Genomic DNA, 24,224 nt, shown 5'->3' with positions numbered 1-24,224 from the left:
CCGACTAAATTATTCCACTGACCGGGCATGATATAATCAAGTGCCTTTAACACTTTGACCGTAATATTATCGGTGGGAAGTGCGTCAGCTAACTGAATAATGGATTTATCCATGAGTCATTCCTCCAAAAAAACGTTCTAAAAATTACTAAGTTTTCACCCTGATGAGGCGATGATAGCCAAGTTTTATCTCTCAAAACACAACTCAGTTTTGATCCCGAATGGTGAGTTGATGTTGAACCAAGAACGGTTAAATTGAGAGAAATTAACGGATCGAAAAGATTGACGATAGGCTGCACTTAGATCCTATTCTTCTCTACAATACATTTTAAACGATCGCTTGAGTAAATTGTAAATTTTATTTAAACTATAACAATATTCAATCTGTTTTATCATTATAACATCAATCTGTAAAACCATTAACTTTTAATCGGACTGACATAAAAGTAACAAAAATCCTGTAAAATAATACCCTGTCTGTTGTTCGCACTCGCTTAACTCCATGCACTGCAACTACCTCGAACGCATTCTCACCGCCCGTGTTTATGATGTCGCTCAAGAAACGCCGTTAGAACCCGCTCCCAACCTCTCTAAACGACTGAACAATAAACTCCTCCTCAAACGGGAAGATATGCAGTCGGTTTTCTCCTTTAAATTGCGGGGAGCTTACAACAAAATGGCACAACTTACCCCAGATTTACTGGCCGTTGGGGTGATAGCTGCATCGGCTGGAAATCACGCTCAAGGTGTTGCTTTGGCGGCGAATTATTTAGGAACAAAAGCGATTATTGTCATGCCTGTCACCACTCCCCAAGTGAAAATTGATGCCGTTAAAACCAGAGGTGGCGAGGTGGTATTACACGGAGAAACCTTTGATGAAGCTTATACATATGCTCGTCAATTAGAAGTCGAAAAAGGCTTAACTTTTATTCATCCGTTTAATGACCCGGATGTGATTGCTGGACAGGGTACAATTGGCATGGAAATCTTGCGACAATATCAACAACCGATTCATGCAATTTTTGTGGCAATTGGCGGTGGTGGATTAATTTCAGGAATTGCGGCTTATGTCAAACGCTTGCGTCCAGAAATTAAAATAATCGGCGTTGAACCTGTTGATGCGGATGCCATGTCGCAGTCACTTAAAGCCGGACATCGCGTTAAATTATCGCAAGTCGGACTGTTTGCAGATGGCGTTGCGGTGCGCGAAGTTGGAGATGAAACGTTTCGCCTTTGTCAACAATATGTAGATGAAATTATATTAGTCGGAACCGATGATACTTGTGCAGCAATTAAAGATGTTTTTGAAGATACTCGTTCGATTTTAGAACCTGCCGGTGCCTTAGCAATTGCGGGAGCAAAAGCATATGTTGAACGAGAACAAATTCAAGATAAAACGTTAGTTGCTGTCGCTTGTGGTGCGAATATGAATTTTGACCGTTTGCGGTTTGTTGCCGAACGTGCTGAACTCGGAGAACGTCGAGAAGCAATTTTTGCAGTCACAATTCCCGAAAAACCCGGTAGTCTTCGTCAGTTTTGTGACTGTTTAGGAAAGCGCAGTTTAACCGAATTTAACTATCGAATTGCTGACGAAAAAGAAGCGCATATTTTTGTCGGAGTTCAAATTGTAAACCGTGCCGATGCGGTACAATTAATGGAAAGCTTTGAAGCGCAGGGATTGAAAACTTTAGACTTAACCGATAACGAATTGGTCAAATTACATTTGCGTCACATGGTTGGCGGACGTTCCCCTTTGGCTCACCACGAATTATTATATCGTTTTGAATTTCCCGAACGTCCTGGCGCTTTAATGAAGTTTGTCGCTTCCATGAGTCCCAACTGGAATATTAGCCTATTTCATTACCGAAATAATGGTTCAGACTATGGCAGAATTGTAGTGGGAATGCAAGTTCCTCCCCAAGAAATGGAACAATGGCAAGCGTTTCTGGATACTCTCGGTTATCGCTATTGGGATGAAAATAAAAATCCCGCTTATCAACTGTTTTTAGGGTAATTATATTACAAAATTATGAGCGTATTATGACTGATAACATCAATCTAGAAGCCTATATTCCCTATCGTCGTAGCGATATTATCGAACTCTGTCTTAAAGATGGCAAATTAAACCGGGAGGATAGTCAAACCTTTAAAGAGTTTTGCGAAATTATATCGGCTTTTTATCACTTTCGTTTTCATCAAACCCTCGAAATTATCAAAGACAACTACGCCGTTTTTAACCCCAATGCTGATATTGAACCCTTAGAAGAACCCAGTTTAGATCAATATAGCAAAATGCAGTCCAAAGTGATTGAGGCGTTTAACCATATTTTAGAANGGAGGATAGTCAAACCTTTAAAGAGTTTTGCGAAATTATATCGGCTTTTTATCACTTTCGTTTTCATCAAACCCTCGAAATTATCAAAGACAACTACGCCGTTTTTAACCCCAATGCTGATATTGAACCCTTAGAAGAACCCAGTTTAGATCAATATAGCAAAATGCAGTCCAAAGTGATTGAGGCGTTTAACCATATTTTAGAACGAGCGAATTATGTTCGCTTGTCAAAATCCATCGTTCATCAAGCGTTAGGAAAAAAGTCTTTGATTAACTTGCACACTTCTGTTGATTTTAATGACTTTGAGGAATTTATCTGCTATTATCGGGGTGATACCACGACAACAATTAAAGTGAAAAAGTTCTTCTTTTGGGAGGAAGAAAGAACGATTGATATTTTTGAACGAATTGTTTTACTACTTAAATTCAAAGGAAAAGGATATTTTCGCCGCAAAGANGGAAAAAAGTCTTTGATTAACTTGCACACTTCTGTTGATTTTAATGACTTTGAGGAATTTATCTGCTATTATCGGGGTGATACCACGACAACAATTAAAGTGAAAAAGTTCTTCTTTTGGGAGGAAGAAAGAACGATTGATATTTTTGAACGAATTGTTTTACTACTTAAATTCAAAGGAAAAGGATATTTTCGCCGCAAAGAGTCCAACCATAAAGCATTAGATGAACTCAAATTTACACCCGGCAAAATGTATGTCTATTTTTATAAAAATATTCCCAAGTTCGATCTTGACTTATTGTTTCCCAATCTGAAAACCAGTATGACTTGGAAAGATCGGTTATTGTTTGGAATTCCGGCAATTGGAGCGGCAATTCCTCTAATCTTAAAAACTTTACCCAATATTTTATTACTGATTGCTGCAATCTTACTGGTTTTAAATGCTAGAGATTTAATTCAGTCTTTAAATGTAGAACAGGATAAACTTCAAGATATCATGCCGATTTTAGTCGCAACGTTATCTTTAGCCATGACGCTCGGCGGGTTTGCTTTCAAACAATATAGCCATTACAAAAATAAGAAAATCCTCTTTCAAAAAGATGTCACCGATACACTATTTTTTAAAAATTTAGCGAATAATGATAGTGTTTTTCAGCGATTCATTGATATTGCCGAAGAAGAAGAATGCAAAGAAATAATTTTAGTCTATTATCATCTGTTAACGAGTCAAAACCCCTTGAACCCTGAACAGTTAGATGCTAAAATAGAGAGTTGGATGAAGGAAAACTTAGGAATTAGAATTAACTTTGATATTCATGGCCCGTTAAACAACTTGCAAGAAATTAGAGGTAAAATAGAAGATCATGTGAATGAACCGGAAGTGCCGTTATTATCCTATGATCAACAAGGATATTGTCACGTTATCCCTTTAAAACAAGCAAGAACTGTTATTGATTGGGTTTGGGATAACGCCTTTCAATATAACGGAAAAGCCTTGTAAAAAAATGCGAAACATTCATCAGAATGGCAAACTGGCATCCTAAACCGTCTCGAAAACGTGACTAATCTGTGAAAAACTTGGGCAGCAAGCGAGTTGGGCGGCAACAGATGCCAGACTTGTGAAGAAAAAAAGCCTAAGCCGCAGAATTTAGCAATTAATTGTCAAAACTACAACCATCCCAAGGTAGAATATACATTGTTTATGAATTGCATTTTGCAGTTTGGCCTAACACACGGAACATTTTGATGCAGCAACAGAGTCAAAGCCCTCTTTCCAAACTGGGCATTCAACAAGCCAGTTTAGGAGAAAATCACAAGCTGAAGGTTCGTCGGCATTCTACCGCTTGGACACTTTTGCAGAGTCAAAATAGCGGCTAACACAGGCTGAATGTGTTAGGTTAAACCCAAAATGTAGATTTTTTTAACTCAAGTAAAATCGGAAATTTCGTGCAATCAAATACTGTTAGTCAGGCGACTATTACCGCCTCATTTTCCTCTACAACAGAGTTACCTTTTACTCTCCAAGATGTAAAGGCGGCAATTCCCGCCCATTGTTTTGAACCCTCAGTCTGGAAGTCTTTGAGTTATTTCTTTCTCGATATTTCCATTATTGCCGGGTTGTATGCGATCGCCTATAGCCTCGATTCTTGGTTCTTTTTCCCGATTTTTTGGCTAATGCAAGGAACCATGTTTTGGGCGTTATTTGTGGTGGGACATGATTGTGGTCATGGTTCTTTTTCTAAGCAAAAATGGCTGAATAATCTCATCGGACATTTGTCTCATATTCCCATCCTTGTACCTTATCATGGCTGGCGAATTAGTCACAGAACTCATCACGCCAATACCGGAAATATTGATAGAGACGAAAGCTGGTATCCGGTTTCTGAAAGTCAGTATGATCAAATGCCTTGGTATGAAAAGCTATTCCGCTTTTATATCCCTTTATTGGCTTATCCAGTTTACCTCCTTCATCCGGCAGGTTCTCATCTTTCTCCGAATACTCCCCTATTCCGTCCTTCAGAAAAATGGGATATTATCACCAGTGCAACTTGCTGGGTATTAATGGTAGGTTTTCTCGGTTTCCTAACCTATGAATTTGGCTGGTTATTCCTGCTGAAATATTATCTCGTTCCCTATATCATTTTTGTGATGTGGTTAGATCTTGTTACCTATTTACATCACACCGAAGCAGATATTCCTTGGTATCGGAACGAAGATTGGTATTTCCTAAAAGGCGCATTATCTACCATTGATCGCGACTATGGTTTTATCAATTCCATTCATCACGATATTGGTACCCATGTCGCCCATCACATTTTCCTCAATATGCCTCACTACCATNCCCTATATCATTTTTGTGATGTGGTTAGATCTTGTTACCTATTTACATCACACCGAAGCAGATATTCCTTGGTATCGGAACGAAGATTGGTATTTCCTAAAAGGCGCATTATCTACCATTGATCGCGACTATGGTTTTATCAATTCCATTCATCACGATATTGGTACCCATGTCGCCCATCACATTTTCCTCAATATGCCTCACTACCATTTGAAAACCGCAACAGAGGCAATTAAACCGATTTTGGGTGAATATTATCACAAGTCTGACGAACCCATTTGGAAGAGTTTTATTAACTCTTACATGACTTGTCATTTTGTTCCAAACGCGGGAAGTCCGATTTACTATCAGTCCGCTTGGAAGTCGAAAGTTTCCTCAAAAACGAACAAGCCTGACTAACTCTAACGTCTGAATTTTTTCGGGGTGGGTATTCATTGCCCACCCTATTTAATTGGGTAAAATTTTTGTAGGGGCGGGTTCAGCAAAAATTGATGTCTCCCATCAATAATTTATATAAACCCGCCCCATGTTACCGAAGAGGCTTAGGAAAAATTATGTAAAATAAAGAGTAACGCGATAGGAGCGATCGCCATCACTCTAACCCTTCCAATAAAGTTATACAATTGAAAGCTTTTCAATTTATTCAGTTTCTTCTTCCGTCGGATTTAAGGCTTGCTGTGAGGTGTGTCTAATATGGAGAATACGAACTAAAGAAACTTCATCATCCTCTAGTATTGTAAAAATAATGCGGTATTGATTGCGTCCCTTACCGTAAAGCAGTTGTCGAATTTCTAAGGTAAAGTATTCATTTTCTCTGGCTAAAGAACAACGTCTTGGCATCTCTGATAAAGAAGAGATTGCTTTCAGTAATCCTTCATACCAACTACTCGCTTTACTTATGGATGTAATTTGAGACATCCAAAGAAACGCAGAATCAGCTTCAGCTTCAGCCAGACTCGAAATTTCAACTTGATATTTCATCAATCAATGGATAGGTTATATTTCTTACGTTGTTCATCAGCAAATNGGCTAAAGAACAACGTCTTGGCATCTCTGATAAAGAAGAGATTGCTTTCAGTAATCCTTCATACCAACTACTCGCTTTACTTATGGATGTAATTTGAGACATCCAAAGAAACGCAGAATCAGCTTCAGCTTCAGCCAGACTCGAAATTTCAACTTGATATTTCATCAATCAATGGATAGGTTATATTTCTTACGTTGTTCATCAGCAAATTCATCAAAAGAACGAAATCGACCTGCTTCAAAGTCATTCAATCCTTTCTGGATACCCTTAACCGCTTCCTCTGTATCCTGCAATTCCCCTTCGAGAATTTCGGTAATAAGTTCAGCCGCAACAACAGAAATATCTCGTCCTTGTTGTATGGCTTTTTCCCGAAGCTTGGCTTCAATTTCTGGAGTTAGATTGACTACAATTGACATGGGCTAATTTTTTAATACCTCAAGGTTTGTCTATGATTCTAGTATTCTAGCAAATCCGAGTTGCTATTGCGGTTTAACGTTTGTTGAGCAGTTAGAAAATTTAAAGCTTTTCTGACCTAACTCGCTGAATTTCATAATGATCAAAAGCCCTATCGCTACTAACAATTACCAAAGAATGATTGATCGCCTGTGCAATTAACATTCGATCAAAGGGATCGCGATGATGAAGTGGCAAACTAGCATAACACTGTAAATCAGCAAAAATTAGAGGTAAAACAGTTATATTAAGCTGTTCTAACAAACTAGGTAGTTCTTGAAATTCCAACTGTAACTCTAACTTTTGAATTGAAAGCTTGATGGCAATTTCCCAGAGAGTAATGATACTAACAACCACAGTATCAGCAGTCTCAATAGTGTCTCTAATCTCTGGGGTTAGCTTGGGATTATCATCAAGAAACCAGAGTAAAGTATGAGTGTCNTGTTCATAACCCGGAGTATCCCACAATATTAACGTTTCGCCTGTGGGCGTTTGCCATTGATAACTTTTGAATTGAAAGCTTGATGGCAATTTCCCAGAGAGTAATGATACTAACAACCACAGTATCAGCAGTCTCAATAGTGTCTCTAATCTCTGGGGTTAGCTTGGGATTATCATCAAGAAACCAGAGTAAAGTATGAGTGTCTAGCAACATCTACATATAGTCCTTTAAGTCTTCAAGCGGTGCATCAAAGTCATCCGACATCCAAATTTTTCCTTTCAATAATCCCGCTTCACGCTTTTTTTTCGGGGGTTCGAGTTGGGGCGATGTCTGGACGTATTTCTCTAACAAAAAGTCGATATAGTGAACAACTTCCGTTTTCAGGGAGTCAGGAAGGGCTGCAAATTTATCTAAAATCGTTGGTTCTATCATTGGTGTAACGGTGTCACTGTCGAACAAATTTTCAAGATTATTATAACAAATCCCCGCCAACGATTTAACCCGAACACGCTAAACTTGATACAAACGGTGCAGTTTGACTGAGGATAATATTATGGTGCGATTAAAACCTTGGCAATGGGTTATTCTAGCTTTACCGATCGCTTCTGTTGTCATCTTCATCCTGGTAGCAGCAGGATATCAAATTAATCAATGGGGAATTAACTGGATCTGGGGAATTGTTACCCTAGTTTTTGTCGGTTGGCGGTGGTTGATAGTCCGATGGACAAAACCTGCGATCGCACAAATGGAAGCAGTGATAGCAGAAGTGAATAAAGATCTCGAAGCCAGTTTAGACAATGCAGAAACGCCCTTAGCCGGAGATGCAGCGACTCAACAAATAGAAACAAAATTACAAGAAATCATCGAACAAACTCGCAATGATGCACCTGTTTGGCAAGATTGGGTCACATTTTGGCAACGATGTCAGGATGTCGTTGTCACAGTCGCTAATACTTACTATCCTGAAGTCAAATATCCTTTATTAAATATCTACATTCCCCAAGCTTATGGACTGATTCGTGGTACTGTTGATGATATGGATCGGTGGATGCAACAGTTATCCCCTGCCCTGAATCAAGTAACAGTTGGTCAAGCTTACCAAGCCATTGAAGTTTACCAAAAATTAGAACCTTCTGCGCGTAAACTTTGGCAAGTTTGGAATTGGGCAATGTGGGTGATTAACCCGGCTGCTGCTGCTGCAAGAGTTGCCAGTAAACGCTACAATGATCAAGCTAATCAACAATTATTGGTAAATTTGAGTCAAATGTTGCGAGAAGTTGCGCTCAGAAATCTCAGTCGTCAAGCCATTACATTGTATTCAGGAACTCAACTTCCGGCGTCTGTTTTTTCCACAGAAACCCCAACTTTACCGAAAGCCCAAACTCAAACCCTACGAGAGATTTTTGAACAAGCAGAACCCACAGAAGAAGTTGAACAAAAACCTGTTAATATTTTACTGGCTGGACGAACCGGAGCGGGAAAAAGTAGTTTAATCAATACTTTATTTCAAGCCGAAAAAGCCGAAGTTGATGTTTTACCGAGTACCGATAAAATTCAAAGTTATCAATGGCAAACGCCCACAGGCGAAACGTTAATATTGTGGGATACTCCGGGTTATGAACAAATTAATCGGTCTGATTTGCGGGATTTAGTGTTAGATTTTATCAACAAAACGGATTTGTTATTATTAGTAACCCCTGCTCTTGATCCAGCGTTACAAATGGATGTAGACTTTTTACAAGATATAAAAGCAGAAGTTGAAGATTTACGGGCAATTACGATTGTAACGCAAGTGGATCGTTTACGTCCCCTTCGAGAGTGGGAACCGCCCTATAATTGGCAAAGTGGAAATCGCCCCAAAGAAATTGCAATTCGAGAAGCAACCCAATATCGAAGTGAACGATTAGGAGAAGTTTGTCATCAGGTTTTACCTGTAGTAACAGGAGATATAAATAGCAGTCGAAAAGATTGGGGGATGGATGCTTTATCGATTGCTTTAGTAGAATTAATTTCGCCGACAAAACAACTCCGGTTAGCCCGATTTCTACGCAATTTAGATGCTCGTACTGTTGCCTCTGCTAAGATTATAGATCGTTATACTTTCCAAATGACAACGACTCAAGGTTTAGCCGCATTAGTCAAAAGTCCAATTCTCAAATATATTGCTACCCTCTCAACAGGTTCCCNCTACTAAAGCAATCGATCGATTGCTTTAGTAGAATTAATTTCGCCGACAAAACAACTCCGGTTAGCCCGATTTCTACGCAATTTAGATGCTCGTACTGTTGCCTCTGCTAAGATTATAGATCGTTATACTTTCCAAATGACAACGACTCAAGGTTTAGCCGCATTAGTCAAAAGTCCAATTCTCAAATATATTGCTACCCTCTCAACAGGTTCCCCGACTTTGGCTTATTTACTGGCTGAACAAATTCCGATTGAACAGTTACCTGTTGTGATTGGGAAACTACAAATGGGATATGATTTGTTTTCTCTGTTAAATCCCGATGAAGGCAAAAATCGCCGGAATTTTGACTTGCTAATGCTGTGGCCGTTATTATTAGAAAATCCCGGTAAACCGGAGCAAAATGCTTGGGCATTTGGTCATGCCTTGGTGGAATATTGGACAAAAGATTTAACGATTGAACAATTGCGAAAACGGTTTGAGTATTATTTTCAGCAGGTGCAGAGTAAATCTGAGACGACATAAAACTTGTCTATAGCAGTGTGAAATAATTCGGAAAAATCCTACCAGTTTACAGCCCCCATTATTGGGGGTTTGGGGGCTAAACAATTTTCAAATGATTTCCGATTGCTATATCTTATCCTGTGACACCTAGCAATAAGGCGGAGTTCCTGACTACTAGGTGATATTATATCCGATTCAAGAAATAGGATTTCTGTAGGGGCGGGTTCATTACAGTTTACAGTTATACAGTTATCAGTTACCAGCTTTTACAGTTTACAGTTTACAGTTATTAGTTATTAGTTCTCAGTTATCACTATTGACTGTTGACTCTATGCACGAAGTTGCTCTCTTGCAAACTTTGCTCTCGCCGGAAACCGCGCCCGCCGCAAGGCAAGCGCTCTACGCAGGCGTAACCCCAAGCTCGCACTTCGCGCTGTTGACTGTTGACTGTTGACTGGTCACTGTAAACTGTTCACTGGTCACTGTTTAAACCCGCCCCAGCCCTAATATTAGAGTTAATCAACCGGACTTGATCTCATTTAATCATCCATTAACTCGTGACTTCAAAACTCGTTTCAATCACTTCAGGGATTTCCTGTAACTCCGGTTCTTTATTTTCCCAAGAAATTTTAAAGGGAAGAGTTCCAAAACAACAAGATTCCCACTCACTCTGAACCGGGACTTGAAACAATTGACATAAGCCACCACGTCGCCCTTCAGGTTTATAGGAGCGGCAATTTTTACAAGTAGATGGAACATTTTTTTGTCTTTTCATTCAATATCTCCGCAGAGCTTCTGATTCGATTGTTTATCACAACCCAGCTTGTGCTTTGTTGCAGAGTTTACAGTTTTACAATTATTGAGATATTGAGATTTGAGTCAAGAATTAAAGGAAAAATTAATTAAAAACTAGACAAGGATAAAAAATAACGATTGAACAACTGCTTATCCTTGCCTAACTTATTAGGGGGTAAAAGTTTACGGATTGCCGAAACTTTGTGAGCCAGTATAACCGGATAACTCAGCTAATTTATCTAACCGTTGCACCCCAGAATACTGTTGACCGTTCACTTCCCAGGTGGGATAACCCTTAATATTTGCAGCTTGGCACAACTGGGGTTGAGCGTTTTTCCCCTTTGAATCACACTCAATATAAGTCAGCTTCGTAACAGCTTCTTTTCCGAATAATTGCTTTTGAGTTTTGCAATGATCACACCAAAAAGCCCCATACATTTTCGCTCCCACTTGAGTCAGATGTTCGGCTAGGGCTATGTTAGCCGGATTAGATGCTGTTGTCACGCCGTAAGTTTCTTGAGTTCCTGCTTGAGGGTTGTTTAAGGGAGCATAAACACCTAAAGTCCCAATAATGGTGATCATCCCCACAATTAAGCCTGTAAACATAAGTTGACCGATATCTTCCCAAGAATGACCGACAATCGTTAACAGAAATAAACTCAACGAACAAACAGCCGAAGCGATACAATATAAACAGAGAGATTGAATTTTAAACGCCATTAAATACATTAAATAGCTGCTAAAAATCATCATGGCGACTCCCCCCGCAAACATCAGCAACCAAGTCCAATATTCGGCTTTTTGACGTAATTCTTTTTGAGACTCCGGGTTAATCAACCAAGGTGCAACAGCCATTGTTCCCATACCGCTATAGGCTAAAAACCCAAACAAAGCTAACGGTAAACCAAACACGACAGCATAGGGACTTGACAGCACCTTGTCACACCCTGTTACGGGACAAGCGGCACTTCCTCCCGTCAACTTGACAATCGTCAGATAAGCGGTAACAACAGCCCCAAAAGCGGCAATCGTTGCGATAATAAAGCGAGATTTGCGTTGAATCCAAGGTGTAGAACGTTGGCGAAGCATAATTACAGTTTCCTATCCTCTATTTTGATGTGATATACTGGCGATCGCTAGAGTGATTAGACGTGCGATTGGATAGCCGCTTTCCTATGAAAATCATATCCCCGATTTTAACCTGTCTGATTTTAGCGGTTGGAATGAGTGCGATCGCAATTGTTTCAGTCCAAAATGCGACCCCCGTCTCAATTAAGTTTCTTACCTTCGAGTCTATACAAATTCCGGTCGGAGTTATTCTGGCGTTTAGTGTGGCTGTCGGGTTGATTTTCACTGCAATTTTAATCCCCATAGGGCAACGAGTCAGCGTCACATCCGAAGAAGAATAAATCTCTGGTAGGGGCGGGTTCCCCAACAATCTATGTCTCCCATAANCGGTCGGAGTTATTCTGGCGTTTAGTGTGGCTGTCGGGTTGATTTTCACTGCAATTTTAATCCCCATAGGGCAACGAGTCAGCGTCACATCCGAAGAAGAATAAATCTCTGGTAGGGGCGGGTTCCCCAACAATCTATGTCTCCCATAAATAACTGATATAAACCCGCCCCTCAACCCGTTATCATCTCATACCATACACCCGACCCCTAAAACCATGTCCGGTTGATTAATGCGTGTTCTGGGGACGGGGCGGGTTTTTTAATTTAGTAATGGGTTTCAGAGATGGTTTAGAACCCGCCCCTACATAATCATAATCGATTAGTCGGACATCTTGTAACACCTGTTAACATCGTTGAAAAACAACCGATAAATTATTAGCAGGCATTGAAATCGTTTCGATGTGTTTTAGAGCATGATTTTGGGCGATATTTGTTACTTCTTCCAAGTCTCGGACTCCCCATTCCTGATTCGATAAACGTAGAGATTCATCGAACATTTTATTACTCTCTGCGGTATGTTTTCCCCCTTGTTTGAAGGGGCCGTATAGATATAAAATACCCCCGTCAGGTAAAATCCGCCCCGCTCCCGCCATCAGTCCCAAACAAGCCGACCAAGGGGCAATATGAATCATATTAATACAAACAATTGCAGTAATTTGATTGTTTTCTAATGGGATTTCATGCAATGTGAGAGGTTGTTCAACTGGCCAAACTGATTCTCGCACATCTAAGGCTAAGGGCGGATAAAGATTGTCCGAGGGAAAATAACTTTGCCAAGCCTGAATACTCGCTCTATGGCTAATATCTGGGTCAGAAGGCAACCATTTATGTGCTTTCAAATGAGGAGCAAAAAAGATCGCGTGTTCTCCGGTTCCGCTTGCAATTTCTAATACGATACCCCTTGCTGGTAAAACTCGCTGCAAAACCTCTAAAATCGGCTCGCGGTTGCGTTCTGTTGCAGGGGCGTATTGTCTGACATCTGGAGATTGAGTCATAAAGTCTGATGTGGCAAGAATGTATTTAATCCAAAAGAGTGACTGACAAATGGATGATGCAGTAGATAGAATAGAAACAAAGTTGACTTGAGTCAAGTCTACCAAAAAGGTGAGGAGTTGATAGCCGATTGTACTGATTATTTTGCGATTGTGATCATGGTTAATTATTACCTTGCTGGCTACACAATAATCGCTCTAGCGGTGGGATTCACTCTCCTCTGGATGTTTATTCAAGATTCTACAGTTTCAATTACCGATAGAACCTGTTGGATTGTATTAATTGGAGCGGCTCTATTTTGGCCGATTGTGTTGCCGATTTCGGTTCGAGAACGAATGGCACAAAGTGATTGCCATTCTAAACAGCAGCCAAATTTCCGAATCGATAGAATCCCTGAGAAACAGCCTTGTGAGTTAGGAACATATCCAAAAGCTTGAGATTATTGCAATAATCAATAGAGGTTTGAAATCTCACCCCACTGTCAAATCAATTTTGATAGGGGGTGAACCGTAATCTCAAACTTGTGAAAAGATATCGATTAGGGTCATACCTGTCGTCTGATCTAAACAGGGAGAACACACCATGCCACATACCATAGTTACTGATGTCTGCGAAGGCGTTGCAGATTGTGTTGCAGCTTGTCCAGTTGCTTGTATTCACGAAGGCCCAGGCAAAAATACCAAGGGTACTGACTGGTTCTGGATTGATTTTGATACCTGCATTGACTGTGGAATTTGTCTGCAAGTTTGCCCCGTTGTCGGTGCAATTCTCCCAGAAGAAAGACCTGGGTTGCAGAAAACTCCCAGCTAATTAGCAACATTAGCATCAAGTAGGGACGTAAATTTTACGTCCTTACTCTATCGGGGAAATTGACTACAGGTAAAACAACTTTTGAGGTAAAATCAACCCCACAATATAGAGTTAATGTAATAATTTTAGCATCAATTAAACGAGTTTTACTGGGAGGTTGACCAGTACCGGGGTTAACGGGATAAGCCGGAAAACAAGCCCCACTTAAACTTAACCTGATGGCATTTCCTTTGACCATTTTAATACAAGTCGCTTGCAGTCTAATTATAATTGGATTTTCTGAAGATTCAACTCGAATATAACCTTGAGTGAAATTATAAACACAGCCATCTTTTCGCACTTCAGAAAGCACAGCAGATAAATCAAAACTGGGTGTATCCGCTTCACAATAAACCTCTACAAAAACATCGCCAGCCAGATGTAAATCGGTTTCTAAAGGTGTCGAAGTATAGGTTAAAATATCACTGCGACAATCTAAGGCTGAACGTTCAAAAGAACCCGCCGGAAATGTTGCATGACCCCCCAATCCAGGGACAGGTCGCCAAGGATCATGAACTAAAATATCCGTTGAATTTTGCTCAACAAATTCCTGTAAAATTCCCGCATCTTCCCGAACACTCGCCAGTCCGTTCGTTACCAGAAAATAGGATTTAAACTCTGCTTTTGGCCAGGTTTCAAATTCTCGCCATTGGTTACTTCCCATTTCAAATAAAGTGATGGGTAATTCCTCTAAAATTCCGGTATCTATTCCTTTTAAAAAATAATCAAACCAACGAATTTGTAACTCATCAATGGGGTTATCAGCTTCTATTCCATAATCTATTGCACCCACTTTTCTTCCCCAAGGAAGATGCGCCCAAGGCCCGATAATCAGATATTGAGGATGTTGACTGTGACTGACGCTTTCGTGATAAAAGTTCAATGTTCCTCGTAGATAAGTATCGAACCATCCGCCAATATGTAAGATCGGTAAATCAACATTATCGAGATTTGGAGAGAGATTTTTCCAGTAATCACTCGGTTGATTTTCTTCAATCCAATCGTGATAAAATGAATCAGGAGCCAACAGTTTTAAAATCTCTGGAACAGCCGGAATTTGATCAAATAAAGGTATATTACGTGNGTTCAATGTTCCTCGTAGATAAGTATCGAACCATCCGCCAATATGTAAGATCGGTAAATCAACATTATCGAGATTTGGAGAGAGATTTTTCCAGTAATCACTCGGTTGATTTTCTTCAATCCAATCGTGATAAAATGAATCAGGAGCCAACAGTTTTAAAATCTCTGGAACAGCCGGAATTTGATCAAATAAAGGTATATTACGTGAGGCTTTATAAAGAGCTTGATAGGGGGTTTCATCTCCTTTAATTCGAGCCGTTTCTGCTGCGAGTTGAATCGCCCAGCCTAAATTTGCCTGTAAACAAAACGCTCCTCCCTCATAAGCCCAGTCTGCATATAAATCATAACCAATCATCGCCGGACAAATCGTTTTTAAGGCAGTTGGACAGGTAGAAGCTGCATACAGTTGAGTCATTCCTTGATAAGAAAACCCATACATTCCGACCTTTCCTGAACTTCCCGGTAAATTTGCCACCCAATTTATACTATCTTCTCCGTCTGCTATTTCCTTCAAAAAAAGTTTAAATTCACCCTCGGAAGTTCCCCGTCCACGTACATCTTGAATTACAACAATATAACCCTGTTGAGCGTACCATGTCGGGTGAGCATAAACAACTGTTGACGCGATCGCTCTCCCATAGGGTTGTCGCATTAATAAAACTGGAAATTCTCCTGTTTCTTCGGGACGATAAATATCCGCATCCAAACGGACACCATCCCGAGTTAACATTGATTGAGTTTGCTTAATAATTCTCATTGATAGCAAATTGAACTATACTAGAAAAAATGATGATCTCTAAAAATAAAACACACTGATTATTATGGTACTTACTCCAGGTTTATTAGAGTCTCTTCCCGCTTGGTTCGCCACGAATAATCCTGATAATGATACACTAACCTCCGAACAGGCTTCCTCCTCTACAACAGTATTAGCTTTTCAGGATAATGATACCATTACTGGGTCACAAAATGGGGATGTCATTTATGGGGGTCAAGGCAATGATGAATTATTTGGACAAGCAGGTGCAGATACTTTATTCGGAAATAAAGATACTGATTTATTAGATGGAAGTTTAGGCGATGATTTGTTATGGGGTGGAAGTGGATCGGATTTATTAGTCGGAGGAGAAGGAGTTGATACTTTAATTGGCGATCGCGAAGTTGATGTTTATAAAGGCGGTGAAGCTGGGGATGTTTTTGTGTTGCGAACCGATCAAGCCGGACAAATTCAAGACATTAATTCTTTGCTGTCTTTAATTCCAGGAGTACCGGATGAAATAGAACTTCCTGATGCAATTATTACTGATTTTAATGCGGCTAATGATAAAATCGGACTAACAGAAGGGTTAACCCGACAAGAGATTACCTTTGAAACTTTTAACAGTCTGGAAACTTTTGGAGTAACCACAAACTTCATTCTTCCTATCGTTTTATCTTCAGTACCCAATGCACTTGACTTTTTAGAGAAAGGAGGGATATCCCCCGAAGATCTCGATCCAGATGACGATGGAGTTCTCACGGGGACTGCTATTAGAATAACGGAAAATAATCAGTTATTGGGATATGTTTTGAATGTAGAACCGGAAGTTTTAGCCAATTTAGGAAGTGATCGGTTTATGTCTGCGGATGGACTGTTTTAAACAGAGGATAAATGAATCATTGAAGCCGCAGCAAAGCCATCAACCCGAGTCAATACTGTTAAATCTTCTTCGTCTAATTCGACAGGTATTCCCCGACGAATTAATTCTGCAAAATCTTCATTCGGAACCATAATACAGAGGGTGTATAACCGAGTCGAACCTGTATTTTCAATCATATGGGTTCCGGTTGGGGGAACTAAAATACTATCACCTGCTTGAATGTTGACTTGTTTTCCATCACAACTAGCGACTCCTTCCCCTTTGATAATGAAAAACATCTCAACAGCGAGTTGATGTCGGTTGGGTGGGGTTTTTCCACCGATATCGAATATTTCCAAACAAACGGTTATTGAAGCGTTAGCGACATCGGGATCAAACACCAACGCCAAGCGGTTGGTATCGTGAGGACTAATACGGTAAGCTTGGTAATCTTTAGGAGATTTGACAATGGGGATCATACAGCGATCGCTCATCTTTTGTTGTCCTCATCTGTGTCTGTTTCCATTGCTATTGTGACTGATTTTTGGAGAATGCGATCGCGATTTTCTCAAGTTTTGTAAACTTCAATTTGAATTTTGTATCAATGCCAACCTACTTTCTATTAGCAGTTCATCGAAAATTGATTCTAGAATGGGGAAAAATTTAAGATTAATTTCTGATTTTGTAGAATGNCGCTCATCTTTTGTTGTCCTCATCTGTGTCTGTTTCCATTGCTATTGTGACTGATTTTTGGAGAATGCGATCGCGATTTTCTCAAGTTTTGTAAACTTCAATTTGAATTTTGTATCAATGCCAACCTACTTTCTATTAGCAGTTCATCGAAAATTGATTCTAGAATGGGGAAAAATTTAAGATTAATTTCTGATTTTGTAGAATGAGAACTTCTGGAAATTTTAAGTTAATAAAACTTCAAAATGACCTCGAGTAATCTTTCCCCCTGCAAATGTACTAACATCCTGTATTGACAAATCCATAAAAATATGATACATAACGTTCTTGAGATCTCAATTTCTGAAGTTCACCCTGTTATGTAAAGCCAGACTTGGATGATCACCCGTTTTTTTAAAGCTTTTGTAAAGTTACTGGATGGAACTCCTTTAAAAAGACGTTAAGAATATGTACTTTTTTTTCGATAAAAAAAACTTATACTGAGTTAAGTTTAACTAATCTTCCATAATTTCCCTCTAATCAACTTAAGACAAGCAAGTGAAAAGTAACTTAGAAATACACAAACAACCACCCATACAATATTACCATGAATTATCAAGATCCGGCTTTGGTCATCAATGATTTTCATCAAAGAAAAGTTTTTGGCAATCTTGAATCAAATCTTGATTTTTTAGAGAAAGCAAATCTTCTAAAATCAACTGATACTATCTTAGAAATTGGCAGTGGAAATGGCAATTTACTCAACCACTTCTATCGTCAAGAATATCTGATAACAGGAATAGAAATTAACCCCGTCAGAATTCAAGAAAGTCAAACGCTATATGGTGATTTACCATTATCGCAAGTTGATTCAGAAGCGTTACCCTTTCCCAATAACTCCTTCGATGTTGTGATGAGTTTTGATGTGTTTGAACATATCCCCAACTCGGATTTACATTTACAAGAAGTTCATCGCGTTTTAAAACCCGAAGGCTTGTATATTATTCAAACCCCAAACAAACTAACCAATAGTGTATTTGAAACGATTCGATGGCGAAGTTTCACCAAATGGCAAGTCGATCATTGTTCTTTACATACTTACTGGGGAATGATTAAAAGATTAAAGAAAAATGGATTTAATTCAATANATCCCCAACTCGGATTTACATTTACAAGAAGTTCATCGCGTTTTAAAACCCGAAGGCTTGTATATTATTCAAACCCCAAACAAACTAACCAATAGTGTATTTGAAACGATTCGATGGCGAAGTTTCACCAAATGGCAAGTCGATCATTGTTCTTTACATACTTACTGGGGAATGATTAAAAGATTAAAGAAAAATGGATTTAATTCAATACAATTTTATGATGTTCCGACTGTCACCGATTTTTTCAAAGTCAAGGTCAAGACTTATCTAGGAGGGTTGGGATTAGCAGCTTTAAAAGTTTTTAATCCCGATCACTTACCTCTATCTTTAAGAACGAATTTTTACCTAACAGCAAAGCGTACAGGAGTCTAAGTCTAATCGGAATAAAACAGTTAAAACAGAACAAGAAAAAGAGTTTAGGTTTAGAGGATTTATCCTCATTTTGAACCTAAACTCAATCTGCAAAATTGATTGATTATTTAATTCTTGTTTTTAGAGATTTCTGAATCTTGCTCATTGATTGAATGAGATGAACCATTTTTACCATTCCCATTCTGATAATGACCATTGGTATGATGACCATTCCCATTCCCATTCCAGTCTTGAAAATGTCCGTTGGTTTCTGGGACTGGATGTAAATCTTTTTCAGGCGATGATTTCCCAAAAAATTTGAGTTGTAGATTTTGAGCGATCGCATAAAAAACCGGAATAATATACAAACTCAAAATTGTTGAAATCAGCATTCCGCCTAACACACACAACCCAATAGAAACCCGACTCGCTGCACCCGCACCTGTTGCTAAAGCGAGGGGAAGTACACCAAAAATTGTTGAAAAAGCCGTCATTAAAATCGCTCTAAATCGTACCGTTCCCGCCTCAATTGCTGCTTCAGTAATCGATAATCCTTGTTCTCGGAGTTGGTTGGCAAACTCCACAATCAAAATAGAGTTTTTGGTCGCTAAACCAATCAACATAATTAACCCAATGCGGCTGTAAATATCCAACTCCAACCCCGCGATCCATAACGCAGCAAAAGCACCCAAAAGCGATAACGGAACCGCCAACAACACAATTAACGGATCAACATAACTTTCAAATTGTGCGGCTAAAGTCAGGAAAATAAACGCCATCGCCAAACCAAAAATCAGCAATGTTGCATCACCCGCTTCTCTAAACTCTCGGGACTCACCGGATAAGTCGGTTCGCATTCCGTCCGGTAATGTTTCCCTCGCTAAGTCTTCCAAAGCAGCGATCGCATCCCCTAAACTCACACCCGCCGCCGGACTTCCTTCAATTTCTGCGGAACGAAAGCGGTTAAAGTGATTAATTTCGGGAGGCGTTGTAGACGTTTTAACCGTAACTAAACTACTCAAAGGAATCATTTGTCCCTGTTGAGTTCTCACATATAATTCCCGAATATCATCGGGAGTCGAACGATATTCTTTTTCACCCCGAACCACGACTTCATAGCGCTGATTTCCCTCGTTATAATTGGTGATATTTTCGCCGCCTAACATAATCTGTAGAGTCCGAGAAATATCCTGAACTGATACGCCTAAATTTCCGGCTAAGGCGCGATCCACTTCTAAAACTAACTCCGGTTTACTAATCTGTAAATTGCTGTCAACATTCACCACTTGGGGTAATTCTTGGGCTTGTTTTGCAAATTCATCAGACACTCTAGCCAGTTCTTGTAAATCGGTTCCTTGAATCACAAATCTAATCGGTTGACCGCTACCTGTTCCGGGTAACGAACTGGGATTAATAGCAAACGCTAAAGCCTCTGTAATCTTAGATAATTTGCCAATTAATTGTTTAACAATTTCTTGTTGAGACTGACCGGGTTCTGTTCGTTCTGACCAGGGAATTAAACGAGTAAAAGCAGCACCTCGGTTTGCTTGAGATGCACCTCGACCAAACCCTGACAAGGTAAAATAAGATTGCATTTCAGGAACATCAGCCAGGATGTCTTCCACTTGTAAAATCACATTATTTGTATATTCTACGCTCGCACCTTCCGGTGAACTAACCCGAACAAAAACTCGTCCTCGATCTTCAGTCGGTAAAAAACCTTGAGGGATTTGTAAAAACAGCCATGCAGTCACCGCTAAAGAAATTAGAAAAACGAGTAATACAATCGGTTTGAGTTGCATGACTAACTTTAAAGAACTGCCATAAGCCGCTTGAATGAGATTGAGTATCCATTCAATCAGATCCAGAGGAAAAGACAAAATTTTCATTAAAGCATTGCGCTTTTTTTCAGTATTACTCGGCTTAAGAATGAGCGCCGAAACCGCAGGGGCAAGCGTTAACGCCACGAAAGTCGAGACCACGACAGAACCTGCTAAGGTAATCGCAAATTCATTAAATAATCTTCCTGTTGTTCCCCCAGAAAATCCCACCGGAACAAACACTGCTACTAACACAACCGTTGTCGCAATCACCGCAAAAACGACTTCTCCCACCGCCTCTAAAGCAGCGGTCAGGGGTTTCATGCCTTTTTCATCAATATAGCGAACGATATTTTCGAGAACAACAATCGTGTCATCAACCACTAAACCTGTAGCCAAAGTGAGGGCAAATAGGGTTAAGGTATTAATCGAAAATCCGAGCGCAAACATCACCCCCAACACCCCAATTAAAGACACCGGAATGGTAATCGTCGGAATCAAAGTCGCTCGCCAGTTTCGCAAGAAAACAAAGATCACAAGGATAACTAAAGCAATCGCTATAAACAAACTCTGCCAAACTTCTGCAATGGCAATTTCTACAAATTCAGAATAGTCAACCACAATGGTATAACTCATTCCTTCGGGGAAGTTTTTGGCAAGTTCTGCCATTTTTGCTTTGATTCCACTTGCCACTTCGAGAAGGTTTGAACCTGAAAGTCTACTAATCCCCACAGACACCGCAGGTAAACCTCGAAAACGGGCAATTGTCCGATCATCTTGAGGGCCGATTTCTGCTCGTCCAATCTCTCTTAAACGGATTTGGGAGCCATCAGCATTGCTTCTAATAATTAGATCTTCATATTCTTCAGGTCGTTGTAAACGTCCGAGTGTTCTGACTGGATATTCAGTCATTTCTCCTTCAATTCGACCACTCGGAATCTCTACGTTTTGTCGTCTTAAAGCTTGTTCAACATCTAACGCCGTAACATTTCGAGCCGCCATTCTTTGCGAATCTAGCCACAATCGCATCGCATAACGACGTTCTCCCCCTATCGTAACGCTCCCAACTCCATCAACGGTTTCGAGTGCATTTTTGATAAACAAATCTACATAGTTACTCAGTTCTAAAGTTGTGAAGTTTTCTCCCGAAATCGCAATCCGCATAATCGCTTCATCGTCGCTACTTTCTTTGGTAACAACCGGGGGATCAATATCGTCTGGAAGTCTGCGAATGGCTTGGGAAACTCGGTTTCTCACGTCTTGCGCGGCGACTTCTAAATCTTGTTCTAAATTAAACTGAACTTGGATGGTACTCACCCCTTCCCGAGTAGATGAAGTTAAAGTATTAATACCCTGAGCGCCATTGACTGCGGCTTCGATAATTTCTGTTACTTCTGTTTCTACAACTTCTGGGTTTGCACCGGGATATGTTGTCCGAATCGTGACTAGCGGTGGGTCAATACTGGGAAATTCTTGCACCGGAAGCCGACTATAACTGATGAATCCAATCAATATAATCATCAGGGAACAAACAGACGCAAAGACTGGTCTTTTGATAAAGAAGTGGGTGAACATAATCAGTGAGATCCATTAAAAAAATGAGCGTTAATCTTTTTTTGAAAAAGACGTTTAAAGGGGATAATTTTGAGTATTCATCCCGAATGATTATGAGATTTTACTCACTAAATTCAATAGCATTTTTTTGCTTCAATTGCTCGGTTTGCTCACTTGAATCGCTGCACCATCTGATAATCTTTGAGTCCCGGAAACAATTAATCTTTGTCCGGGTTTTAATCCTGAAACGACTTCCGCATTATCACCTTGAACTAAACCCAGTTCGACTTGTATTTGTTTTGCAGTTAATGTATCTTCATCATCGCCTTCCGCAACAAAAACAAACCGTTGATCGCCTCGGAACGTAATCACATTAACAGGTACCATCACTGTACCCGAACGTTCATTCCAAATCACCGTCGAACGCACAAATTGATTATCTCGGAACAGTCCTTGCTGATTATTAAAGGTTGCTTTTGCCAGAATGCTTTGAGAGTTTTGATCAACAGTGGGCGAGATAAAACTCACTTCTCCAGTCCCCATCAATTTCCCTTGGGGATCGCTAATTTGTACAGGTAATCCTATTTTTAAATCGGCTTTTCGTTCAATTGGAATCGGTAAACGTAAATCTAAACGTTGATTTTCGGTTAAGGTTGTAATCGCATCACCTTGACTAATAAAATCACCAACTTTACCGGAAACATCACCAATAATTCCAGTAAACGGAGCGATAACGGAGGTTTCTTGGAGTTGCACTTCTAAAGCACTCACTTGCGCGATCGCTTGTGCGACTTCAGCTTCGGCTTGATCAATTTCTTCGGGACGAGTTCCATTTAATAATTCATTCAGTTCACTTTGGGCTTCGGCGACTTCCGCTTCAACTTGAGCAATTTCTTCGGGACGCGCTCCATTTTCCAATTGTCGCAACGCTTGACGTTCCATGTCAACAGTAGATTGGAGTTGCTCAATTTGAGTTCTTTGACTTTGTTGGAGTTGTTGTAAACGTCTTTGAGATTCCTCTACAATCGCACTCAATCGCCGTTCATTTTGTCGATATTCTTCGAGTTCATCTTGAGAAACCGCACCCTGTTCTCGCAACTGATTATAGCGATTCGTTCGTTCCCTTGCCAGTTCTAAATCAGCTTGATTGGCTTCAATTCTTGATCGAGCTTGAGCAATTTCATCATCAAGACTTCCCGAACGAGCATCTGCTAAACGGGCTTCAGCTTGGTTTAATCTCGCTTGAGCTTGAGCAATTTCTTCGGCTCGAGTTCCCGCTTCTAATTCAGCTAAACGAGCTTGAGTTTGATTTAACCTCGCTTGGGCGGCAGCAATTTCTTCGGGACGACTTCCCGCTTTCAGTTGCGCCAGTCTGGCTTGAGCGCGGCTGACATTGGCTTGGGCGCTTCGCAATTGGGCTTCGACATTTTCACTTTTGAGACGGGCGATCGCTTCTCCCTGTCTGACGGTATCCCCTGACTCCACAAAAATCTGCGTAATTCGCCCTTCCGTTTCCGAGCGAATATCTACCGAACGTTTGGCTTCTAAAGTGCCAACAAACTCTGATTTTTCTTCTAAGGTGGTGGCTTCGACGGTTGCGAGTTTCACGGAAACTTTTCGGGGGGCTGAGGCGTTTTCCGTCGGGGCTTGGGCTTTGTTCGCTTGCTGATTTTCCCACCACTTCCCCCCAACAAAACCTGCTCCGAGAGCCATCAAGATGACAATTCCCACTTGTAACCATCCGATACCCCGTTCAACGGGTTGAGGTTGGGGCGGTGCCGGGGAGACTTGAAGTTCTGAGGCTGCGTCCACCATTGGGTTCAACGCAGCAGGGGATTGACGTTCTTCTTGTTCCGTAGATTTGGACAATGGAGCGTTTGACATAGTTTTACCCAATCGGTCTTCCTGTGTTTAGACGAGTTCTGTCTTCACAAAGTTTAATAAAATTTCAACAAACTACTCATCTTCCCAAAGCTTGAGATGAGAATGTCCTGATGTGCAGCTCCATACATTGATACAGCCTATCGACTGCTATCGAAAACTGATATAACACGGTTTAAACCGTATTAATGTTTCGTTCCTGTCTTGCAAAGTTCCTTCTCGAGCGGTTTCCGCCGAGATCGGACTTTGCGCTGCATCACCCCGG

General features: G+C 40.3%; 22 protein-coding genes and 4 pseudogenes. 13 read left to right on the top strand and 13 right to left on the bottom strand.

The annotated features are described in order from the left end of the window. Positions 1-501: 501 nt before the first annotated feature. The 5 genes and pseudogenes from ilvA to WN50_RS33445 form a co-directional block, all read left to right on the top strand. Positions 502-2,013, top strand: a complete 1,512-nt coding sequence (gene ilvA, locus WN50_RS17370; protein ID WP_046279648.1) for a threonine ammonia-lyase, biosynthetic — start codon at positions 502-504, stop codon at positions 2,011-2,013. A 778-nt stretch (positions 2,014-2,791) separates the two neighbouring features. Next, a partial coding sequence (locus WN50_RS17360) for a TMEM143 family protein (protein ID WP_053221537.1) occupies positions 2,792-3,790 on the top strand: 999 nt, incomplete at its 5' end. Between the two features lie 245 nt (positions 3,791-4,035). Beyond that, complete coding sequence (locus WN50_RS36940) at positions 4,036-4,167, top strand: hypothetical protein (RefSeq protein WP_281062867.1); 132 nt, start codon at positions 4,036-4,038, stop codon at positions 4,165-4,167. A 69-nt stretch (positions 4,168-4,236) separates the two neighbouring features. Continuing rightward, positions 4,237-5,118: pseudogene (locus WN50_RS17355) on the top strand (DUF3474 domain-containing protein); the annotation flags it as partial. Positions 5,119-5,131: 13 nt separating this feature from the next. Continuing rightward, a partial coding sequence (locus WN50_RS33445; protein WP_235441003.1) for a fatty acid desaturase occupies positions 5,132-5,530 on the top strand: 399 nt, incomplete at its 5' end. Positions 5,531-5,770: 240 nt separating this feature from the next. Here the strand turns inward: WN50_RS33445 and WN50_RS17345 are convergent. From WN50_RS17345 to vapB, 5 genes are all read right to left on the bottom strand, one after another. Beyond that, positions 5,771-6,112 (bottom strand): type II toxin-antitoxin system RelE/ParE family toxin, encoded by a 342-nt coding sequence (locus WN50_RS17345; protein ID WP_046279651.1) that lies wholly within the window; start codon positions 6,110-6,112, stop codon positions 5,771-5,773. A gap of 210 nt (positions 6,113-6,322) precedes the next feature. Next, positions 6,323-6,574: a hypothetical protein gene (locus tag WN50_RS17335; protein WP_046279652.1), complete on the bottom strand. Its 252-nt coding sequence runs from the start codon at positions 6,572-6,574 to the stop codon at positions 6,323-6,325. 100 nt (positions 6,575-6,674) lie between these two features. Then, entirely contained in the window at positions 6,675-6,998 is a 324-nt protein-coding gene (locus WN50_RS17330; protein ID WP_235441004.1) for a type II toxin-antitoxin system VapC family toxin, read from the bottom strand. A gap of 58 nt (positions 6,999-7,056) precedes the next feature. Further along, positions 7,057-7,266: a PIN domain-containing protein gene (locus tag WN50_RS17325; RefSeq protein ID WP_049559987.1), complete on the bottom strand. Its 210-nt coding sequence runs from the start codon at positions 7,264-7,266 to the stop codon at positions 7,057-7,059. Further along, positions 7,267-7,485: a type II toxin-antitoxin system VapB family antitoxin gene (vapB, locus tag WN50_RS17320; RefSeq protein WP_046279654.1), complete on the bottom strand. Its 219-nt coding sequence runs from the start codon at positions 7,483-7,485 to the stop codon at positions 7,267-7,269. Positions 7,486-7,606: 121 nt separating this feature from the next. Between vapB and WN50_RS17315 the strand changes: the two are divergent. Then, a pseudogene (locus WN50_RS17315) lies at positions 7,607-9,239 on the top strand (GTPase family protein); the annotation flags it as partial. Between the two features lie 23 nt (positions 9,240-9,262). After that, positions 9,263-9,763: pseudogene (locus WN50_RS31020) on the top strand (GTPase); the annotation flags it as partial. 529 nt (positions 9,764-10,292) lie between these two features. Here the strand turns inward: WN50_RS31020 and WN50_RS17310 are convergent. Together WN50_RS17310 and WN50_RS17305 are read right to left on the bottom strand one after the other, a co-directional pair. Further along, positions 10,293-10,517 (bottom strand): hypothetical protein, encoded by a 225-nt coding sequence (locus WN50_RS17310; RefSeq protein ID WP_046279656.1) that lies wholly within the window; start codon positions 10,515-10,517, stop codon positions 10,293-10,295. Between the two features lie 203 nt (positions 10,518-10,720). Continuing rightward, positions 10,721-11,626 (bottom strand): vitamin K epoxide reductase family protein, encoded by a 906-nt coding sequence (locus tag WN50_RS17305; protein ID WP_046279657.1) that lies wholly within the window; start codon positions 11,624-11,626, stop codon positions 10,721-10,723. An 86-nt stretch (positions 11,627-11,712) separates the two neighbouring features. Between WN50_RS17305 and WN50_RS17300 the strand changes: the two genes are divergently transcribed. Further along, complete coding sequence (locus WN50_RS17300) at positions 11,713-11,946, top strand: LapA family protein (protein ID WP_046279658.1); 234 nt, start codon at positions 11,713-11,715, stop codon at positions 11,944-11,946. Positions 11,947-12,336: 390 nt separating this feature from the next. Here the strand turns inward: WN50_RS17300 and WN50_RS17295 are convergent, their stop codons facing one another. Beyond that, positions 12,337-12,987 carry a DUF938 domain-containing protein gene (locus WN50_RS17295; RefSeq protein ID WP_046276489.1) on the bottom strand — a complete coding sequence of 217 codons (651 nt, stop codon included), beginning with the start codon at positions 12,985-12,987 and terminating at the stop codon, positions 12,337-12,339. A gap of 87 nt (positions 12,988-13,074) precedes the next feature. Between WN50_RS17295 and WN50_RS17290 the strand changes: the two genes are divergently transcribed. Together WN50_RS17290 and WN50_RS17285 are read left to right on the top strand one after the other, a co-directional pair. Continuing rightward, positions 13,075-13,422, top strand: a complete 348-nt coding sequence (locus WN50_RS17290) for a hypothetical protein (protein WP_046276490.1) — start codon at positions 13,075-13,077, stop codon at positions 13,420-13,422. 145 nt (positions 13,423-13,567) lie between these two features. Further along, on the top strand, positions 13,568-13,795 hold the full coding sequence (locus WN50_RS17285) for a ferredoxin family protein (RefSeq protein WP_072075596.1): 228 nt from the start codon (positions 13,568-13,570) through the stop codon (positions 13,793-13,795). Positions 13,796-13,829: 34 nt separating this feature from the next. On the opposite strand, the gene WN50_RS36350 is transcribed toward WN50_RS17285, so the two are convergent. After that, positions 13,830-14,873 carry a CocE/NonD family hydrolase gene (locus WN50_RS36350; RefSeq protein ID WP_342586764.1) on the bottom strand — a complete coding sequence of 348 codons (1,044 nt, stop codon included), beginning with the start codon at positions 14,871-14,873 and terminating at the stop codon, positions 13,830-13,832. Positions 14,874-14,918: 45 nt separating this feature from the next. Continuing rightward, the coding region (locus WN50_RS36345; protein WP_235441002.1) for a CocE/NonD family hydrolase at positions 14,919-15,674 on the bottom strand (756 nt) is incomplete at its 3' end. 64 nt (positions 15,675-15,738) lie between these two features. Between WN50_RS36345 and WN50_RS17275 the strand changes: the two genes are divergently transcribed. Then, complete coding sequence (locus WN50_RS17275) at positions 15,739-16,557, top strand: calcium-binding protein (protein ID WP_049559982.1); 819 nt, start codon at positions 15,739-15,741, stop codon at positions 16,555-16,557. Here the strand turns inward: WN50_RS17275 and WN50_RS17270 are convergent. Then, positions 16,554-17,030 (bottom strand): cupin domain-containing protein, encoded by a 477-nt coding sequence (locus tag WN50_RS17270; protein WP_046276493.1) that lies wholly within the window; start codon positions 17,028-17,030, stop codon positions 16,554-16,556. The genes WN50_RS17275 and WN50_RS17270 overlap by 4 nt on opposite strands. A gap of 782 nt (positions 17,031-17,812) precedes the next feature. Here WN50_RS17270 and WN50_RS37665 point away from each other — a divergent pair. Together WN50_RS37665 and WN50_RS35015 are read left to right on the top strand one after the other, a co-directional pair. Beyond that, a pseudogene (locus WN50_RS37665) lies at positions 17,813-18,352 on the top strand (class I SAM-dependent methyltransferase); the annotation flags it as partial. Position 18,353: 1 nt separating this feature from the next. After that, positions 18,354-18,725, top strand: a 372-nt coding sequence (locus tag WN50_RS35015; protein WP_235441001.1) for a class I SAM-dependent methyltransferase, incomplete at its 5' end; no start/stop codon positions are given. A 107-nt stretch (positions 18,726-18,832) separates the two neighbouring features. Here WN50_RS35015 and WN50_RS17255 read toward each other — a convergent pair. Beyond that, complete coding sequence (locus WN50_RS17255) at positions 18,833-22,099, bottom strand: efflux RND transporter permease subunit (protein WP_046276494.1); 3,267 nt, start codon at positions 22,097-22,099, stop codon at positions 18,833-18,835. A gap of 132 nt (positions 22,100-22,231) precedes the next feature. After that, a complete protein-coding gene (locus WN50_RS17250) occupies positions 22,232-23,962 on the bottom strand; it encodes an efflux RND transporter periplasmic adaptor subunit (protein ID WP_046276495.1) in 1,731 nt (576 codons plus the stop codon). Positions 23,963-24,224 lie beyond the last annotated feature (262 nt).

Source organism: Limnoraphis robusta CS-951, from assembly GCF_000972705.2.
The sequence above is the reverse complement of the archived record's forward strand: the minus strand, read 5'-3'. Positions and strand labels throughout refer to the sequence as shown.